This is a genomic window from Streptomyces sp. cg36 (genome assembly GCF_041080675.1).
Classification (GTDB): Bacteria; Actinomycetota; Actinomycetes; order Streptomycetales; family Streptomycetaceae; genus Streptomyces.
In genome coordinates this window covers 7,102,337-7,119,254 of the sequence record NZ_CP163520.1, presented here as the reverse complement: position 1 = coordinate 7,119,254, position 16,918 = coordinate 7,102,337, and the positions used below count along the sequence as shown (strand labels likewise).

11 protein-coding genes and 1 pseudogene are annotated in these 16,918 nt (G+C 74.6%); 2 read left to right on the top strand and 10 right to left on the bottom strand.

From position 1 onward, the window contains the following. Positions 1-163 precede the first annotated feature (163 nt). Complete coding sequence (locus AB5J87_RS31730; RefSeq protein ID WP_369381690.1) at positions 164-2,590, top strand: penicillin acylase family protein; 2,427 nt, start codon at positions 164-166, stop codon at positions 2,588-2,590. 53 nt (positions 2,591-2,643) lie between these two features. On the opposite strand, the gene sigJ is transcribed toward AB5J87_RS31730, so the two are convergent. The 4 genes from sigJ to AB5J87_RS31710 all read right to left on the bottom strand — a co-directional run bounded on the left by sigJ (position 2,644) and on the right by AB5J87_RS31710 (position 7,378). After that, complete coding sequence (gene sigJ / locus AB5J87_RS31725) at positions 2,644-3,543, bottom strand: RNA polymerase sigma factor SigJ (protein WP_369381688.1); 900 nt, start codon at positions 3,541-3,543, stop codon at positions 2,644-2,646. A 52-nt stretch (positions 3,544-3,595) separates the two neighbouring features. Beyond that, positions 3,596-4,546 (bottom strand): NAD-dependent epimerase/dehydratase family protein, encoded by a 951-nt coding sequence (locus tag AB5J87_RS31720; protein WP_369381687.1) that lies wholly within the window; start codon positions 4,544-4,546, stop codon positions 3,596-3,598. 130 nt (positions 4,547-4,676) lie between these two features. Beyond that, on the bottom strand, positions 4,677-6,272 hold the full coding sequence (locus tag AB5J87_RS31715; protein WP_369381685.1) for an acyl-CoA synthetase: 1,596 nt from the start codon (positions 6,270-6,272) through the stop codon (positions 4,677-4,679). Then, the gene (locus AB5J87_RS31710) at positions 6,269-7,378 is read right to left on the bottom strand and encodes an NAD(P)H-dependent flavin oxidoreductase (RefSeq protein WP_369381682.1); all 1,110 of its coding nucleotides are present in this window, start codon (positions 7,376-7,378) and stop codon (positions 6,269-6,271) included. Before AB5J87_RS31710 ends, AB5J87_RS31715 begins: the two co-directional genes overlap by 4 nt. 278 nt (positions 7,379-7,656) lie before the next feature. On the opposite strand from AB5J87_RS31710, the pseudogene AB5J87_RS31705 reads away from it, so the two are divergent. Beyond that, positions 7,657-8,811, top strand: a pseudogene (locus AB5J87_RS31705) (serine hydrolase domain-containing protein); the annotation flags it as partial. A gap of 76 nt (positions 8,812-8,887) precedes the next feature. On the opposite strand, the gene AB5J87_RS31700 reads toward AB5J87_RS31705, so the two are convergent. The 6 genes from AB5J87_RS31700 to AB5J87_RS31675 all read right to left on the bottom strand — a co-directional run bounded on the left by AB5J87_RS31700 (position 8,888) and on the right by AB5J87_RS31675 (position 16,804). Then, the gene (locus tag AB5J87_RS31700) at positions 8,888-10,528 is read right to left on the bottom strand and encodes a phytoene desaturase family protein (RefSeq protein WP_369381679.1); all 1,641 of its coding nucleotides are present in this window, start codon (positions 10,526-10,528) and stop codon (positions 8,888-8,890) included. A gap of 50 nt (positions 10,529-10,578) precedes the next feature. Next, on the bottom strand, positions 10,579-12,789 hold the full coding sequence (locus AB5J87_RS31695) for a tetratricopeptide repeat protein (protein WP_369381678.1): 2,211 nt from the start codon (positions 12,787-12,789) through the stop codon (positions 10,579-10,581). Positions 12,790-12,807: 18 nt separating this feature from the next. Beyond that, on the bottom strand, positions 12,808-13,725 hold the full coding sequence (locus tag AB5J87_RS31690) for an oxygenase MpaB family protein (RefSeq protein ID WP_369381676.1): 918 nt from the start codon (positions 13,723-13,725) through the stop codon (positions 12,808-12,810). 55 nt (positions 13,726-13,780) lie between these two features. Beyond that, positions 13,781-14,962: an acyl-CoA dehydrogenase family protein gene (locus AB5J87_RS31685; protein WP_369381674.1), complete on the bottom strand. Its 1,182-nt coding sequence runs from the start codon at positions 14,960-14,962 to the stop codon at positions 13,781-13,783. 397 nt (positions 14,963-15,359) lie between these two features. After that, entirely contained in the window at positions 15,360-15,560 is a 201-nt protein-coding gene (locus AB5J87_RS31680; RefSeq protein WP_369381672.1) for a hypothetical protein, read from the bottom strand. Between the two features lie 86 nt (positions 15,561-15,646). After that, positions 15,647-16,804, bottom strand: coding sequence for a cytochrome c oxidase assembly protein (locus AB5J87_RS31675; protein WP_369381670.1), 1,158 nt, complete (start codon positions 16,802-16,804; stop codon positions 15,647-15,649). Between the last annotated feature and the right edge of the window lie 114 nt (positions 16,805-16,918).

Below are 16,918 nucleotides of genomic sequence, written 5' to 3'. Positions count from 1 at the left end.
CCGCGCGGGCCACGGGACGGCCTCCTCCCGTGCGGGCCGCGCATGCGTACCGCCCGCGCGGGCCGCCCTGTTGACAGGGGTGTGTCACGGCTGAATGAGTTGCCTGCGGCACCACGTGTGCCATGAGCAACCACCCCTGTCAGCAACGCAGTCGGGAGGAACATTGGCTCTCCGTACCCGCGCGGGCCGCGCCAGACGGCTCGCCCTCGCCTCGATAGCCCTGCTCACCGCGTCGGCCTCACTGTCGCCGGTGGCCTCGGCCCAGGACCGCGGCCGGGACCACCACCCTTCGGGCGGCGGTCTGTCGGCCACCATCCGCTACACCGAGTACGGCATTCCCCACATCCTCGCCAAGGACTACGCCGACCTCGGCTTCGGCACCGGCTACGCCCAGGCGGCCGACGAGGTCTGCACGCTGGCCGACGGATTCGTGACCCTGCGCGGGGAGCGGTCACGCTGGTTCGGCCCGGACGCGGCCCCGGACGGCTCCCTCTCCTCGGCCGCCAAGAACCTCTCCAGCGACCTGTACTTCAAGGGGGTCCGGGACACCGGCACGGTGGAGAAGCTGCTCGCCACCCCGGCGCCGGCCGGACCCAGTGGCCGGGCCAAGGAGCTGATGCGCGGCTGGACCGCGGGCTACAACGCCTGGCTGAAGCAGAACCGGATCACCGACCCCACCTGCCAGGGCGCACCCTGGGTGCGCCCGGTCACCGTCACGGACGTGGCCGCGCGCGCGTTCGCGATGTCCGTGCTCGGCGGGCAGGGCCGCGGCGCCGACGGCATCACCTCGGCCCAGCCGCCCACGTCCGCCCCGGCGCCCACCGCCCCGGACCCGGCCGCCGCCGCGCGGGCCGCCGAGCGGCTCTTCGCCGCCGACCAGGCGGACATGGGCTCCAACGCGGTCGCGTTCAGCGGCGCGGCCACCGCCGACGGGCGCGGGCTGCTGCTGGGCAATCCGCACTACCCCTGGCACGGCGGCCGGCGCTTCTGGCAGATGCAGCAGACCATCCCCGGCGAACTGAACGTCTCGGGCGCGGCGCTGCTCGGCACGCCCACCATGAGCATCGGCTTCAACGACAAGGTGGCCTGGAGCCACACCGTGGCCACCGGCGTCACCCTCAATCTGCACCAGCTGGCACTGGATCCGGCCGACCCGACCGCGTACCTGGTGGACGGCCGGGCGGAGCACATGACGCGCCGCACGGTGACCGTGCCGGTCAAGGGCGGTGCGCCGGTGACGCGCACCCAGTGGTGGACGCGGTACGGACCGGTGGTCTCGGGGCTCGGGCCCTCGCTGCCGCTGCCCTGGAGCAGGACCACCGCGTTCGCGCTCAACGACCCCAACGCGCTCAACCTGCGCGCCGCGGACACCTCCCTGGGCTTCTCCCGGGCGCGTGGCACCGCCGACGTGCTCAGCGCCCTGCGCCGGACCCAGGGCCTGCCCTGGGTGAACACGGTGGCCGCCGACGCGGCCGGGCACTCCCTGTTCACCCAGTCCCAGGTCCTCCCGCGCATCACCGACGAGCTGGCCGCGCGCTGCTCGACTCCGCTGGGCAAGGCGGTCTACCCGGCCTCCGGCGTCGCGGTCCTGGACGGCTCGCGCGGCGACTGCGCCCTCGGCTCGGACCCGGACGCCGTGCAGCCGGGCATCTTCGGCCCCGCCAGGATGCCGGTCCTCAAGGACGCGGCGTACGCGGAGAACTCCAACGACAGCGCCTGGCTCGCCAACGCCGACCATCCGCTGACCGGATACGAGCGGATCTTCGGCACCGTGGCCACCGCCCGCTCCCTGCGCACGCGCGGCGCGGTCGAGGACGTCTCGGCGCTCGCGGCCAGGGGCGGCCTCAAGGTCGCCGACCTCCAGCGGCAGGAGTTCACCGACCGGGCGCCCGCCGGTTCGCTGGCCGCGGCGGACACCGCCGCGGCGTGCGCGGCCCTGCCGGGCGGCACGGCGGTCAACAGCGCGGGGACGGCCGTCGACGTCTCCGGCGCCTGCCCGGTGCTGGCCCGCTGGGACCGTACGGTGAACACCGGCAGCCGGGGCGCGCTCCTCTTCGACCGGTACTGGCGGCGGCTGACCGCCACCGCGTCCCCGGCCGACCTGTGGAAGGTGCCGTTCTCGGCCGCCGACCCGGTGCGCACCCCGAGCGGTCTCAACACCGCGTCGCCCCTGGTGGCGCGGGCCCTGGCCGACGCGGTCGGCGAGCTGCGCGCGGCCGGCCTCGCGCTGGACGCGCCGCTGGGCCAGGGCCAGTTCGTGGTGCGCGACGGCAGGCGCCTGCCGCTGGCGGGCGGCACGGAGGCGCTGGGCGTCTGGAACAAGGTGGAGGGGATCTGGGACCCGGCCGCCGGCTACACCGAGGTGTCCACCGGGTCCAGCCACATCCAGGCGGTCGGCTGGGACGGCGGGCACTGCCCGGTGGCCCGCACCCTGCTCACGTACTCCCAGTCGGACAACCCCCGTTCGCCGCACCACAGCGACCAGACGAAGCTGTACTCGCAGGGGCGCTGGGTCACCTCGCGGTTCTGCGAGCGGGACATCCTGTCCTCGCCCGCGCTGCGGGTGGTACGGGTGCGCGAGCACCGCTGACCGGCGTGCGGCCCGCCCGCCGCAAGGGGGCGGGCCGCGCCGCGCGGTCGGTGTCAGACGGGGACGTGGCCGAGCTTCTCCGGGTTGAGCACCGCGTAGATCGCGTGGATCCGGCCGTCGCGGACGTCGAGCGAGGTGATCTGGGTGCGGTCGTCCATCGACGTGTACAGGGCGGGGCCGCCGTTGGCGTCGACGACCCTGACCTCGCCGAGCGCGTAGCGGTTGAGGAGGCCGCTGAGGAAGGCGAGGACCTTGGCCCGGCCGACGACCGGGCGCCGCGCGGCCCGCACCTTGCCGCCGCCGTCGTTCCAGGCGATGACGTCCTCGCTGAGCAGTTCGGTCAGCCCGCTCAGATCGCCGTCCCGGGCCGCCGCCAGGAACCGGGTGAAGAGCTCGACGTGCTCCGTCCCGTCGGGCGCGAAGCGCTCGCGCCCGTCGGTGAGGTGCTGCCCGGCGCGGCGGAACATCTGGCGGCAGTGGGCGGTGGTCGCGCCGACGACGTCGGCGATGTCCTCGTACGGCAGCTCGAACGCCTCGCGGAGCACGAACACCGCCCGCTCCGGCGGGGTCAGCCGCTCCATCAGGTGCACGGTGGCGAAGGCCACGGTGTCGCGCAGCTCGGCCGTGTCCAGCGGCCCCAGCGCGTCGGTGGCCACCGGCTCGGGCAGCCACGGCCCGGTGTACGCCTCCCGCGTCACCCGCGCCGAGCGCAACTGGTCCAGCGCGAGCCGGGAGACCACCTTGATCAGGAACGCCCGGGGCACCCGCACCTGCGCCCGGTCGGTGCCCAGCCACCGCAGGAAGGCGTCCTGCACGACGTCCTCGGCGTCCCACATCGAGCCGAGGAAGCGGTAGGCGAGCCCGAGCAGCGTCGGGCGGTGCCGCTCGAACTCCGCCGCCGCGTCCTCCCGGGCCGCCGGGGCCGCCGGAACCTCCCGCGATGCCGCTGCCATGGTGCCCGCTCTCTCCCGTAGCCGTTCCCGTCGCCGCCGACGGCCGCGTACGTCACTTCGCCGCGGCCCGTGCGCCATTCAACTCGACCTCGAACCCGGTCCGCCACGAGGTGTGACGCGGTCGCCAGTCCAGGCTGAGCCGGGCGCGGGCGTTGTCGGCGCCGCGCAGCCGGGTCAGGTACGCCGTGCCCCAGCCGCCGACGGCGAGCCGGGCCAGGAAGGTGGGCAGCCGCTTGGGCGCGGGGGCGCCGAGCAGCCGGGCGAGCTCGGGCAGCCACACGCTCACCCGGGCCGGGTCGCCGTCGACGATGTTGAGGACTCCGGTGACGTCCTTGTCGAGGGCTGCGGCCACCGCGCTGGCCGCGTCCTGGGAGTGGGTGAAGGAGAAGGTGGCCGGGCCGCCTCCCACCAGCGGCATCCGGCCCGCCTCGATCTGCCGCACGAACTGCCCGTCGGTGTCGAACGCCGAGCCCGGCCCGTACAGGTGCCCGAAGCGCAGCACCAGGCCGCCCGCGTCCCCGGTGCGCGCCTCCAGCTCCCGTACGGCGGCGAGCGCGTGCCGGAACTGCTTGGGCGGGTTGTGCCACAGCGGGGTGTCCTCGTTGGCGAGGCCCTCGCCGTCCGGGTCGTACGCGAAGGCGACGCTCTGGGCGATGATCCGGCTCGCGCCCGCGGCCCGGGCCGCCGCGATCAGATTGCGGGTGCCCTCGGTGCGCAGCCGGTCGGTGAGGGCGAACTGCCTGGGCATGGTGCGGGGGTTGAGCTCGGCGGGGATGGCCGTGAGCAGATGGACCACGGCGTCGGGGGCGGCCTCGCGCACGGCGCGGTCCAGCGCGCCGGGGTCCAGCGCGTCGGCCACCACGGACGTCGCCCCGGCCCGTGCCAGCGCGGCGGCCCGGTCGGCCGAGCGGGAGAGGCCGGTCACCTCGTGGCCCACCGAGGTCAGCAGCGGCACGAGGGCGCGGCCGATGACTCCGGTGGCGCCCGCGACGAGTACGCGCATGGGGTTCCCTCCTGATGCCGGTCCCGGAGCCGTGGGCGGCCGCGGGGAGTTTCGGCATCAGGACGGGCGGGGCCCGCTCCGCGTGACAGTCACCGTATGTGACCTGGGTCACGGGCGCGCGGGCGGCCGGTCACAGCGGGCGCTCGTGGCCCTCCCAGTACGGTTCGCGCAGCCTGCGCTTGTAGAGCTTGCCGTTGGGGTCGCGGGGCAGCTGCGCCACGAAGTCGACGGACCTGGGGCGCTTGTAGCCCGCGAGCCGCTCGGCGCAGTGCGCCAGGATCGCGGTGGCGAGCGCCTCCCCCGGCTCGTGGCCGGGCGCGGCCTCGACGACCGCCTTGACCTCCTCGCCCCACTCCGGGTGGGGGACGCCGAACGCGGCGGCGTCGGCGACGGCCGGATGGGTGAGCAGGGCGGACTCGATCTCGGCCGGGTAGATGTTGACGCCGCCCGAGATGATCATGTCGATCTTGCGGTCGCGCAGGAAGAGGTAGCCGTCCTCGTCGAGGTGGCCGAGGTCGCCCACGGTGAAGAAGTCCCCGATGCGGTTCTTGCGCGTCTTGGTCTCGTCCTTGTGGTAGCTGAAGCCGCCCGTGGACATCTTCATGTAGACGGTGCCGAGCTGCCCCGCAGGCAGCCGTTCGCCGTCGTCACCGAAGACGGCGAGCTCGCTGATGGGCCAGGCCCGGCCGACCGTGCCCGGCTTCTTCAGCCAGTCCTCGGCGGTGGCGAAGGCGCCGCCGCCCTCGCTCGCCGCGTAGTACTCCTCCACACAGCTCCCCCACCACTCGATCATCGCCCGCTTGACGTGGTCGGGGCAGGGGGCGGCGCCGTGGATGGCGTGCCGCATCGAGCTCACGTCGTACCGGCCCCTGATCTCGCCGGGCAGTGCGAGGAGGCGGTGGAACTGGGTCGGGACCATGTGGGTGTGGGTGCAGTCGTACGTCTCGATCAGGCGCAGCATCTCCTGCGGCGTCCACTTGTCCATCAGGACCAGCGGGTGCCCGATGTGCAGCGCCGCGCCCGCGAACTGGAGCACGGCCGTGTGGTAGAGCGGCGAGCACACCAGATGGACGTTCCCGTCGAACGGCTTGATGCCGAAGATGCCCAGGAAGCCGCCGAGGTAGGTCTCCTCCGGGAGGTTGCCGGAGAGCGGGCGGCGGATGCCGCGCGGCCGGCCGGTGGTGCCCGAGGTGTAGTTCATGACCCAGCCCAGGGTGCGCCCGTCCGGCACCGACTCGCCGTACCCGTCCAGGAGTTGGCGGTACGGGCGGAACCCCGCGACCTCCCCGACCGCGTACCGGTGCTCGCCCGCCAGCCCGGCCTCGTCGGCCGCCGCCGTCGCCGCGTCCGCGAACCGCTCGTGCGCGATGAGCACCTTGACGCCCGAGTCCGCCACGATCCAGGCGATCTCCGGCCCGACGAGATGGTGGTTGACGGGGACGAGATAGAACCCCGCCTGGGACGCGGCGAGGTACGCGGTGAGGAACTCGACCCCGTTGGGCAGCACCGCGGCGAACGCGTCGCCCCGCCCGAGACCGGCCGCGCGCAGCCCGTGGACCAGCCGGTTGACCTCGGCGTGCAGCCGCCCGGCCGTCCACTCCTCGCCGTCGGGCGCGGTCAGGACGACACGGCCGGGGTCGGCGGCGGCCTGCGCCCAGAACCCGTTGGGCGGCTGCGCGCCACCGCCGGGCCGCGCTCCGCTGTGGGGCTGGGGGGACGCGTTCATGACCCGCTCCTTCCGGCGATGCGGTCGATCCGGTCGACGGCCCGCTCGAACCCCCGGGTCAGGTCGTCGAAGACCTCTTGGACGGTGCGTTCGGAGTTCATCCGGCCGACGATCTGGCCGACCGGTGTGCCGAGCAGCGGTGCCACCTCGTACTTCTGGATCCGCGACAGCGCCTCGGCGACCAGCAGTCCCTGGAGGGGCATCGGCAGGGTGCCCGGGCCGCTCGGGTCGTCCCAGGCGTCCGTCCACTCGGTGCGCAGCTGCCGGGCGGGCTTGCCGGTGAGGGCGCGGGAGCGGACGGTGTCGCCGGAGCCCGCCGCGAGCAGTTTGCGGGTGAGGGCGCGCGAGTGCAGATCGGCCTCGGTGGTGGTGAGCCAGAGGGAGCCGAGCCAGACGCCCTGGGCGCCGAGGGCGAGCCCGGCGGCGACCTGGGCACCGCAGCCGATGCCCCCGGCGGCCAGCACGGGCAGCGGGCCGACCGCGTCGACGACCTCGGGCACCAGCACCATGGAGGCGATCTCGCCGGTGTGGCCGCCCGCCTCGTACCCCTGGGCGACGACGATGTCGATGCCCGCCCCGGCGTGGTGGCGGGCGTGCTTGGCGCTGCCCGCGAGGGCCGCCACCAGGACGCCGCGCGCGTGGGCGCGGGCGACGACGTCGGCGGGCGGCGAGCCCAGCGCGTTGGCGAGCAGCTTGATCGGGTAGTCGAAGGCGACGTCGAGCTGGTCGCGGGCCACCTGTTCCATCCAGCCGGTGATGCGCCAGCCGGACGGCTCGCCGTCGGCGAGTTCGGGCACGCCGTGCTTGGCGAGGGTCTCGCGCACGAACTGCCGGTGCCCGTCCGGGATCATGGCCTCCACATCGGCCTCGGTGACGCCCTCGACCTTGCGGGCGGGCATCACCACGTCGAGCCCGTACGGCAGCCCGTCGGTGTGGTCCTGCATCCAGTCGAGGTCGCGGGCGAGGTCGTCGGGGGCGGTGTAGCGGACCGCGCCGAGGACACCGAACCCCCCGGCCCGGGTGATCGCCGCGGCCACCGCGGGGAACGGGGTGAAACCGAAGATGGCGTGCTCGGCTCCCAGCCGTCTGCTCAGCTCCGTCTGCATGGGGCGCAGGATGCCGCAGCCGGGACGACGAGGGAAGAGATTTTCTGATGCACAGTCAGATTCTTTGCGGGGAGCGCGAGTCCCCTTCGGCTAGGGTGACGGCCATGACCGGGGACGACGACACGGGGACCACCACCGGGGCGGCAGCCACCGACGCGGGAGCCGGTCACTCGGGCCGCGCCGACGCCGACGCCGGTCATGCGGGCGCCGGTCACACGGACCCCGCCGCAGCGGGCGCCACCGACGCGGGCCCCACCGGCCAGGGGGCGGGTGCCGTGCTGCGGTACGGGAGCGCCGAGGCGGCCGGGCTGCTGCCGGGGCCGCTCGCCGAGCTGGCCGACGTGGCCGCGTCCTTCCTCGGCCCGTCCCCCGTTCACCCCTGGTACGCGGGCGCGGTGGTCCTGGCCGGGCGGGGATCCGTCGTGGCCCTGCACCACGCCGTGGGCACGGCCGTGCGCTACGCGGCGTACGACGAGACGACCGACACCGGCGTCGAACTCCCGCCGGACCGGCGCATCCCCATGACCCGGGACACCGTCTTCGACCTGGCGTCCCTCTCCAAGCTGTTCACCTCGCTGCTCGTCGTGCGCCGGATCGAGCGGGGCGAGGTGGCGCTGGAGGCGGAAGCAGCCGCGTATCTGCCGGAGTTCGGGGCGGCGGGCAAGGAGCCGATCACCGTACGGCAGCTGCTCACCCACACCTCGGGGCTGCGCGCGTGGCTGCCGTTGTACGAGGCGCCCACGCGGGAGGGGAAGTTGGGGCTTCTGTGGCGGGAGCGTCCGGAGCGGGCGCCGGGGACGTCGTACCGCTACTCCGACCTCAACCTCCTCGTGCTTCAGCTGCTCTTGGAACGGATCGCCGCTCGCCCTCTGGATGCCCTGCTCCACGACGAGATCACTGCTCCGCTCGGGATGCACCGCACTCGTTTCAATCCACCGCTCTCCTGGCGGCCCTCGATCGCGGCCACCGAGGACGCCCGCAAGCCGTGGGCGGGCCTGGACCGGGGCCCGGTGTGGGGCGAGGTGCACGACGAGAACGCCTTCGCCCTCGGCGGAGTCGCCGGGCACGCCGGAGTGTTCGCCCCCGCCCGGGACCTGGCGGTCCTCGCCCACGCGCTCCTGAACGGCGGCGGTCACGGCGCCGCCCGCATCCTGCGCCCCGACTCCGTCGACCTGCTCTTCACCGACCACAACACGGCGTTCCCGGGCGATGCGCACGGCCTCGCCTTCGAGCTCGACCAGCCCTGGTACATGGGCGCGCTCTCCTCCCCGCACACGGCGGGCCACACCGGATTCACCGGAACCAGCGTCGTCGTCGACCGCCGCAGCGGCACGTTCCTGGTGGTGCTCGCCAACTCGGTGCATCCGGTGCGGAGCTGGCGTTCGGGCTCGGCGCCGCGCAAGGCCCTGGCCGACGTGCTGGCCCGAGCGATCGTCGGCTGAGCCGTTCGGTCCGGGTCACCGCCCCGGCCGGAGCCGCCGTCCCCGCCGGGAAACCGGCCCGTCAGGGTTACCGGCCCAGTACCGCCATCGCCGCGTTGTGTCCCGGGACGCCGCTGACCCCGCCGCCCCGGACCGCGCCCGCGCCGCACAGCAGGACGTTGGCGTGGGCCGTCTCCACACCCCACCGCCCGGTCCGGCCCGGGTCCCCGGCACCGCCCGCGTCCTCCTCCGCGTACGGGAAGGAGAGCGGCCGGTGGAAGATGTTGCCGCCGGGCAGCCGCAGGTCCCGTTCCAGGTCGAGCGGGGTCTTCGCCTCGATGCAGGGCCGCCCCTCGGCGTCCGTGGCCAGGCAGTCGGCGAGCGGCTCGGCGAGGTGCGCGTCCAGTTGGGCCACCGTGGCCGCCAGCAGTTCCTCGCGCGCCTTGTCGTCGCCGTCCGCGAACAGCCGCGCCGGGGTGTGCAGCCCGAACAGGGTCAGCGTCTGGTAGCCGCGCGCGGCCAGGTCCTGGCCGAGGATGGAGGGGTCCGTCAGCGAGTGGCAGTAGATCTCCGAGGGCGGCGCGGCGGGCAGCGCACCGGACGCGGCCTGCGCGTACGCGGTGGCCAGCGCCTCGTAGCCCTCACCGATGTGGAAGGTCCCGGCGAACGCCTCGCGCGGGTCGACGGCCGTGTCCCGCAGCCGGGGCAGCCGGGTGAGCAGCATGTTGACCTTGAGCTGGGCGCCCTCGGCCCGCTCCGGGGCGGGGTCGCCGAGCAGCGCGGCCAGCGCCTCGGGCGAGGCGTTCACCAGCACGTGCCGGGCCGCGACCGTGCCCCCGGAGGCACCAGGAGCAGGAGCGGAGCCCGCGTCGGCATCCGCGCCCGTCCCCGCGCCCGCCTCGCCCGTCCCGCTCCGGAAGTCGACCTCGGCCGTCCGGCCGTCGGTGCGCAGCGCGGTGACCTCGTGTCCGGTGGCGATCTCCGCGCCCGCCGTCCGCGCGGCGAGGGCCAGGGCGTCCGTGAACGCGCCCATGCCGCCCACCGGCACGTCCCAGTCGCCGGTGCCGCCGCCGATCACGTGGTAGAGGAAGCAGCGGTTCTGGGCGAGCGAGGGGTCGTGGGCGTCGGCGAAGGTGCCGATCAGGGCGTCGGTGAGGACGACTCCGCGCACCAGGTCGTCCCGGAAGCGCTCCTCCACGGCGACACCGATCGGCTCCTCGAAGATCGTCCGCCACGCCGTCTCGTCCGCGACGCGCTCGCGCAGGGCGGCGCGGGCCGGGAGCGGCTCGGTGAGGGTGGGGAAGACCCGTTCGGCGACCCGCCTGGTCATCCCGTAGAACTCCTGCCACGCGGTGTGCTCGGCGTCCGAGCCGGTGAGGCGGCGGAAGGACTCGCGGGTGCGCCGCTCACCGCCGCCGACGAGCAGCCCGGTGGGGCGGCCGTCGCGCACGGCCGGGGTGTACGAGGAGACGGTCCGCTTGCGGACGGCGAACCGCAGTCCCAGGTCGTCCACGATCTTCGGGGGCAGCAGTGAGACCAGGTACGAGTAGCGGGAGAGCCGGGCGTCGACACCGGCGAAGGGGCGCGTGGAGACGGCCGCGCCACCGGTGTGCCGCAGCCGCTCCAGTACCAGTACGGACTTTCCGGCACGGGCGAGATAGGCGGCGGCCACGAGGCCGTTGTGGCCGCCCCCGACGATCACGGCGTCATAGACCTGGTGTGCGGGCATGGCCCTTCCTAGCACGGGGCGATCTCCCGCGACCAGGGTGGCGCGGCCCGCTACCGGCTCCCGCCGCCGCGCTGCCGGAGCGCCGCGACCCGCCGGTAGAGCGCCACCGCCTCGTCGCGCCGGCCCAGCTGTTCCAGACAGTGGGCCTCGTCGTTGCGGCTGGTCAGGGCGTCGGGGTGGTCGGCGCCGAGGAGCCGGGCGCGGGCGTCGGCGACCTGCCGGTAGACGGCCAGGGCCTCAGCCCAGCGTCTGAGCCAGCCGAGCGCGACGGCGATCTCACGACGGCTGACCAGGGTGTCGCGGTGGTCCGGGCCGAGCACGCGCTCGCGCAGGGCGTGCACCTCGCGGGCCTCGGACAGCGCCCGCGCCCAGTGCCCCAGGCGCCCGAGGTTGACGCCGAGGCCGTGCCGGGCGCGCAGGGTCTCGGGGTGGTGGGGTCCGTCCGCCCGGGTGCGGTCGTCGACCAGCACCCGGTAGAGCTCCAGCGCCTCGGCGCTGCGGCCGAGGCGGCCGAGCCCGATGCCGATCTCGTAGCGGGCGGCGAGCGTGTCGGGGTGGTCCGCGCCGAGCACGGCGGCGCGGGCGGCGGCGACCTCGCGGCAGGTCTCCAGCGCCTCGCCCCAGCGCCCCAACTGCCCCAGCGTGTAGGCCACTTCGTACCGCGACACGAGGGTGTCGGGGTGCCCCGCGCCGAGCACCCGCGCCCGGTCCCGGGCGACCTCGACCGCCATGCGGTACGCCTCTCCGGCGCGGCCGAGACGGCTGAGGTTGAAGGCGAGGTTGTGGCGGCAGCGCAGGGTGGCGGGGTGGTACGGGCCCAGGGCGCGCTCCCGGGCGGCCAGCACCGAGGCGTACGCCTCGTGCGCCTCCTGGTGGCGGCCGAGGCTGCCCAGGACGTAGGCGGCCTCCTGCCGGGCGTCGAGCGTGTCCGGGTGGCCGGGGCCGAGGGTGCGCCCGCGCGCCTCGGCCACCTGGGAGAACTCCCGCAGCGCGTCGGCCGCGCGCCCGGTGCGGCTGAGCGCGAAGGCCACCTCGTACTGGCCGGCCAGGGTGTCCGGGTGGTCGGCGCCCAGCACTTGGGCCCGTTCGGCGGCGACCGCCCGGTGCACCTCGACCGCCTCCGCCCAGCGCTCCCGGCGGCCCAGGTCAAGACCGTCCTCGTGGCGGCGGCCGAGCTCGGCGAGGAGTCCCGGGGGCGGTGGGGGCGGCCGGTCCGGCGCGGGCGGGACCGGTGGGAGCGGGGTCGTCCAGGTGCCGGTGAGACCGCCGTCCGGATCGGGCGGCGCCGGGTCGGGCGGGACGGCGCCGACCGCCTTGTGGCCGGTGCTCATCCCGCGCGTCCAGGACGGCAGCGCGGAGGTGCGCGGGGCGGTGTACGCCTGGGTCGACGCGACTGCCCGCCACGGCAGTTGGCCATGCCCTTCGGCCAGTCGCCGCATCAGGACGCGCGCGTCGGCGGGCCGCTCGCCGGGCTCCTTGGCGAGCAGGTCGAGGACGATCCGCTCGAAGTAGCGGGGCAGCCCGGTGCGGGACGCGCTCGGCGGTACGGGCGGGGTGTCGCGGTGGCCGACCAGGATCGCCCAGGCGTCGTCGAGGTCGAACGGCGGTGCTCCGGTGGCCAGTTCGTACAGGACGCACCCCAGCGAGTAGAGGTCGCTGCGATGGTCGACCGGCGAGCCGCCGATCTGCTCGGGCGACATGTAGTGCGGGGTGCCCATGGCGATGCCGGTGCCGGTCAGCCGGGTGGTGAAGCCGATGTCGGCGCCGAGCCGCGCGATCCCGAAGTCCAGGATCTTCACCGTGCCGTCCGCGAGCAGCATGATGTTGGCGGGCTTCAAGTCGCGGTGGACGATGCCCTGTTCATGGGTGTAGGCGAGGGCCGAGGCGAGCTGTTCGGCGATGTCCACGGCCTTGGCGACCGGCGGCGGATGGCCCTTGCCGTCGGCCAGGACCTGGCTCAGATTGCGGCCGTCGAGGAGCTCCATGACGAGGTAGAGCACGCCCTCGTACTCCCCGAAGTCATGGACGACCGTGACGCCCCGGTGCTGGAGCGCCGCCGCGACCCGCGCCTCGCGCCGGAACCGCTCCCGCAGCACCCGGGCGAAGGACGGATCGCGCTGCGGGCCCAGCGGCTTGAGGCACTTCACGGCGACGCGCCGGCCCAGCGACTCGTCGCGGGCCGCCCACACCTCGCCCATGCCGCCGCGCCCGATCAGTTCCAGCAGCCGGTACCGGCTGTGGATCAGCCTGGTGTCCGCCATCGCGCGATGTCGCCCCCGTCACTTCGCTGCGCCCTCCCCGGCTCCGTCCAGTATGGCCGCCCGTCTGCGAAGTTTGTACCGTGAAGGGCGTGTTCCGGGGCCCAGGCGCTCGACCGCGCGCAGGATGTGCCGCGGCGGCAGCCGCCAGCGCAGCGCCGAGGGAAGGCAGCGCAGCAGCAGCCCGGCGAGCAGCAGCGCGCGCGTGACGCGGCGCGGGGCCGGGGCGGGTCTGCCGTACAGCTCGTGGGCGTACGCGGGCAGCGCGTCGTAGGCGAGCCGGGCCACCCGCCGCCACACCAGCGCCCGCAGCGGCACCAGCAGCGGGTGGACGGGGGGCCGCCGCAGGAAGTCGTCCACGTCGCGCGCGTCCGCCCCGGCCGCGAGCCGTGGCCGTACGTCCCGGAAGTACGCGGCGAGTTGTGCGGTCGAGGCCGGGACGAGGGCCGGGTCGAGGCCGATGAGCCGGGCGCTCTCGCGCTGCTCGTCGACGTACCGGTCGGCCTGCGCGTCGCTCAGCCGGAACCCGGAGCGGCGCGTGACGTGCAGATAGCTGTCGACCTCCGCGCAGTGGACCCACAGCAGCAGTTCCGGGTCGTCGATCCGGAACCGCTCGCCGGTCACGGGGTCGTCGGCCTTGAGGAACCCGTGGATCCGCCGGATGCGCGCCCCGGCCCGCTCCGCGTCGGCCTTCGTCCCGTACGACAGGGTCCCCACGAACCGCGCGGTCCGCAGCAGCCGCCCCCAGGTGTCCTTGCGGAAGTCGCTGTTCTGCACCACCCCGCGGACGGCGCGCGGATGCAGCGCCTGGAGGTAGAGCGCCCGCACCCCGGCGATCCACATCATGGGATCCCCGTGCATCTGCCAGGTCACGGACCCGGGCCCGAAGTACCCGGGATCGCCTGCGGCCCCGCCGCGCCCGCCCGCACCGTCCACCATGCGCCGCCACCTCCTGTACGGCCGGGTCTACCCAGGATCGAGGGGGCGCACCCGGCTATCGCCGCACCCGGGGCATCCCCAGCCCGATCCAGGAGATGATCTCGCGCTGGATCTCGTTGTTGCCGCCGCCGAAGGTGAAGATCACCGCGGAGCGGTAGCCGCGTTCCAGTTCGCCGTGGAGCACCGCGCCCGCCGAGCCCTCCTTCAGCGGGCCCGCCGCCCCGGCCACCTCCATCAGCCAGGCGTAGGCGTCGCGGCGCGCCTCCGAGCCGTAGACCTTGACGGCGGAGGCGTCCTGGGGGGTGAGGGTGCCCTGCTGGACGGCGTTCACCATCTGCCAGTTGAGGAGTTTCATGGCGTCGAGGCGGGCGTGGGTGCGGGCCAGCCGGCCGCGCACCCAGCCGAGGTCGATGACGCGGCGGCCGTCGGCGAGCTTGGTGTCCGCGGCCCACCGCTGGACGTCGTGCAGGGCGCGGATCGCCATCGTGCCGTGCGCGGCCAGCGTGACGCGTTCGTGGTTGAGCTGGTTGGTGATCAGGCGCCAGCCCTTGTTCTCCTCGCCGACGCGGCGGGAGGCGGGGACGCGGATGTTCTCGTAGTAGCTGGCGGTGGTGTCGTGCGAGGCGAGGGTGTTGATGACGGTGTACGAGTAGCCGGGGTCGGAGGTCGGCACGAGGAGCATGGTGATGCCCTTGTGCGGCGGGGCGTCCGGATCCGTGCGCACGGCCAGCCACACCCAGTCCGCCGTGTCGCCGTTGGTGGTCCAGATCTTCTGGCCGTTGACGACGTAGTCTCCCCCGCTCTGCCGTACGGCCCGGGTCTTGAGGGCCGCCAGGTCGGTGCCCGCGTCGGGCTCGCTGTAGCCGATGGCGAAGTCGATCTCGCCGGAGAGGATCCGGGGCAGGAAGTACGCCTTCTGCTCGTCGGTGCCGAACTGCATCAGCGTCGGCCCGACGGTGTTGAGGGCCATCAGCGGCAGCGGCACGACGGCCTGCGCCGCCTCGTCGAAGAAGATGAACTGGTCCATGGGCGACATGCCCCGCCCGCCGTACTCCCGCGGCCAGCCGACGCCGAGCCAGCCGTCCGCGCCGAGCCGCCGGATCGTCTCCCGGTAGAAGCGCTTCTGGGCGGCCGGGTCGGCGTAGCGCGCGTAGGCGTGGTCGGGGACCAGTTCGGCGAAGTAGGCGCGCAGCTCGGCGCGCAGCCGCTGCTGCTCGGGCGTGTATTCGAGGTGCACGGGCCCCTCCAGGCGTCTCGCGGTCCACCGCCGCGGCCGGGCCGCCGCCATACGCAGGCAGTCCTCCGTACGCACGCCGTCCCCGCGGCCGGGCACACAGTAGAACGTGTTCCAGGAATCTGGAAGGGGGATGCGGGACGTGGGAAGTCCACACAGGGGATGCCACGCGCGCGGGGCAGGCCGCTGGACACGGAGGCCACGCGCGCGTGGCGGGAGGGCACTGCTCGACCGCTCGGCGCACCCGACGCGTCACGCACGCCACGCGCGCGTGGGCCGTCTCCGGCCCGCGCGGGCGGGCCGTCCCGGGGCAGTGTGCCCGCCCGGTCCGCTCGGCCGGGCGGGCTCCCGCGCGAGGGCCCGTCGTCGGGCCCTCAGAGGTTCGTACGGATGGCTCGGCTCAGGGCAGCAGCTTGTCGATGGCCCGGGGGCCGTCCTCGGCGAGCCGCCGCTGCGCCCACTCCAGGCTCTTGGGCGTGATGTCCCGCCCCGACGCGAGCACCAGGTCCTCGGCGGTGACCTCACCGCCCGCCCCGGTGTGCAGCAGGGCGTCCGGGGTGATGGGCTCGCGGTGGGGTGCGGGATCGGACTGAGCGTTCATGCCGCCTCCTTGTTCGTCCGGCTGGGCTCCATTCTGGTACCCGGTCACTCGGAACGCATCCGCCCCGAATGTGTCACCGGTCCGGACTACCGCCGCTGTCGCCGGATGCGCTCCCCGACAACGCCGCCGTCCGTCTCCCACCAGGGGCGTACGAGCTCGGGGGCGGCGGGATCCCCTGGCCCGGCGGCGGGGCCGGAGCCCGGGTCGGAGGCGGGGCCGCCGTCGGCGGACGAGCCGTCGGCGCCGCGGTCCGCCCGACCCGGATCCGCGCCGGAGCCCCGCGCGGGCACCCCTACGCGCGCGTGGGCGAGCTCCGCGTCCAGACGGCGGTCCAGCGCGGCCGTACCGGCCCGCTCGGCCCGTACCCACTGGACGAAGACCACCATCAGGAAGGGCACCCCGACCAGCTCGGCGAGCGTGATCATGGCACCGCCGCCGAGCTGCTGGTCGGTGTGGACGTCCGGCGCCCACTCCGGCGCGTGCCGGGTGTACCAGCTGCCCGCGATCACGCTGCCGCTGGTCATCACGACGATCCCGGGCACGGCGTCGATCAGCCCGTCCAAGAACACCAGCGCGGCCCGCACCGGGTGCCCGCACCAGCCGGGCAGCAGCTTCTCGTCGGTCAGCAGCGGCAGCACGAAGAGGCTGCCCGCCAGCAGCAGCTGGAGGTACATCAGCTGGTGCAGGGCGCCGTCGCGCAGCGCGGTCTCGAAGTACGGGGTGAAGTACACGCACAGCTCGGACGCCAGCACCAGGACCGAGCTGACCAGCGGAAACGCCAGGATGCGGGCCGCCTTGCCGGTCATCGCGCGGCGCAGTGGACCGGCGGTGCGCTCCGGCAGCGCGCGCAGGGCGAGCGAGAGCGGGTCACCGAGCGCGAGGCCGAGCGGCGCGACCAGGTCCAACAGCACGTTCTGCACGGCGGCGGGCCAGAAGAGAACGGTGTCGTAGACGGCCAGCGCGGACATGGTGGCGAACACGATCGTGCCGAGGCCGAGCAGCGCGAAGACCGCGCAGCGCGCCACGGACCACCGCTCGCCCCGGCGGCGCAGCCGCAGCACGCCCCAGGCGTAGAGACCGGCGAGCACCGCGACCAGCGCGAGCGCGGGCAGGTCGAGCTGCCAGTGCGAGAGGAAACCGCCCCAGGTGAGCCTCGGCGGCCCGGCCGCGGCGACGGTACGCGCGGCGACCGCGCCGGCCGCGGGGTGCGCCACGAGGTCACCCACCTGTTGCACTGCCAACATCCGCCCGGCCTCCTCACCGGCCCGCGGGTCTCGCCGGGCCGGTGACACCGTAGCCCCGGAACCTGAGCGCCCCGGCCCCGGGGCCTCTGGACCGCCCCCGCCCCGGCGCGCAAA

Coding starts and splice junctions, on each gene's coding strand:
- sigJ (WP_369381688.1), bottom strand. CDS start 3,543: ATGGCAGCGGCATCGCGGGAGGTTCCGGCGGCCCCGGCGGCCCGGGAG.
- AB5J87_RS31720 (WP_369381687.1), bottom strand. CDS start 4,546: ATGCGCGTACTCGTCGCGGGCGCCACCGGAGTCATCGGCCGCGCCCTC.
- AB5J87_RS31715 (WP_369381685.1), bottom strand. CDS start 6,272: ATGAACGCGTCCCCCCAGCCCCACAGCGGAGCGCGGCCCGGCGGTGGC.
- AB5J87_RS31710 (WP_369381682.1), bottom strand. CDS start 7,378: ATGCAGACGGAGCTGAGCAGACGGCTGGGAGCCGAGCACGCCATCTTC.
- AB5J87_RS31700 (WP_369381679.1), bottom strand. CDS start 10,528: ATGCCCGCACACCAGGTCTATGACGCCGTGATCGTCGGGGGCGGCCAC.
- AB5J87_RS31695 (WP_369381678.1), bottom strand. CDS start 12,789: ATGGCGGACACCAGGCTGATCCACAGCCGGTACCGGCTGCTGGAACTG.
- AB5J87_RS31690 (WP_369381676.1), bottom strand. CDS start 13,725: ATGGTGGACGGTGCGGGCGGGCGCGGCGGGGCCGCAGGCGATCCCGGG.
- AB5J87_RS31680 (WP_369381672.1), bottom strand. CDS start 15,560: ATGAACGCTCAGTCCGATCCCGCACCCCACCGCGAGCCCATCACCCCG.
- AB5J87_RS31675 (WP_369381670.1), bottom strand. CDS start 16,804: ATGTTGGCAGTGCAACAGGTGGGTGACCTCGTGGCGCACCCCGCGGCC.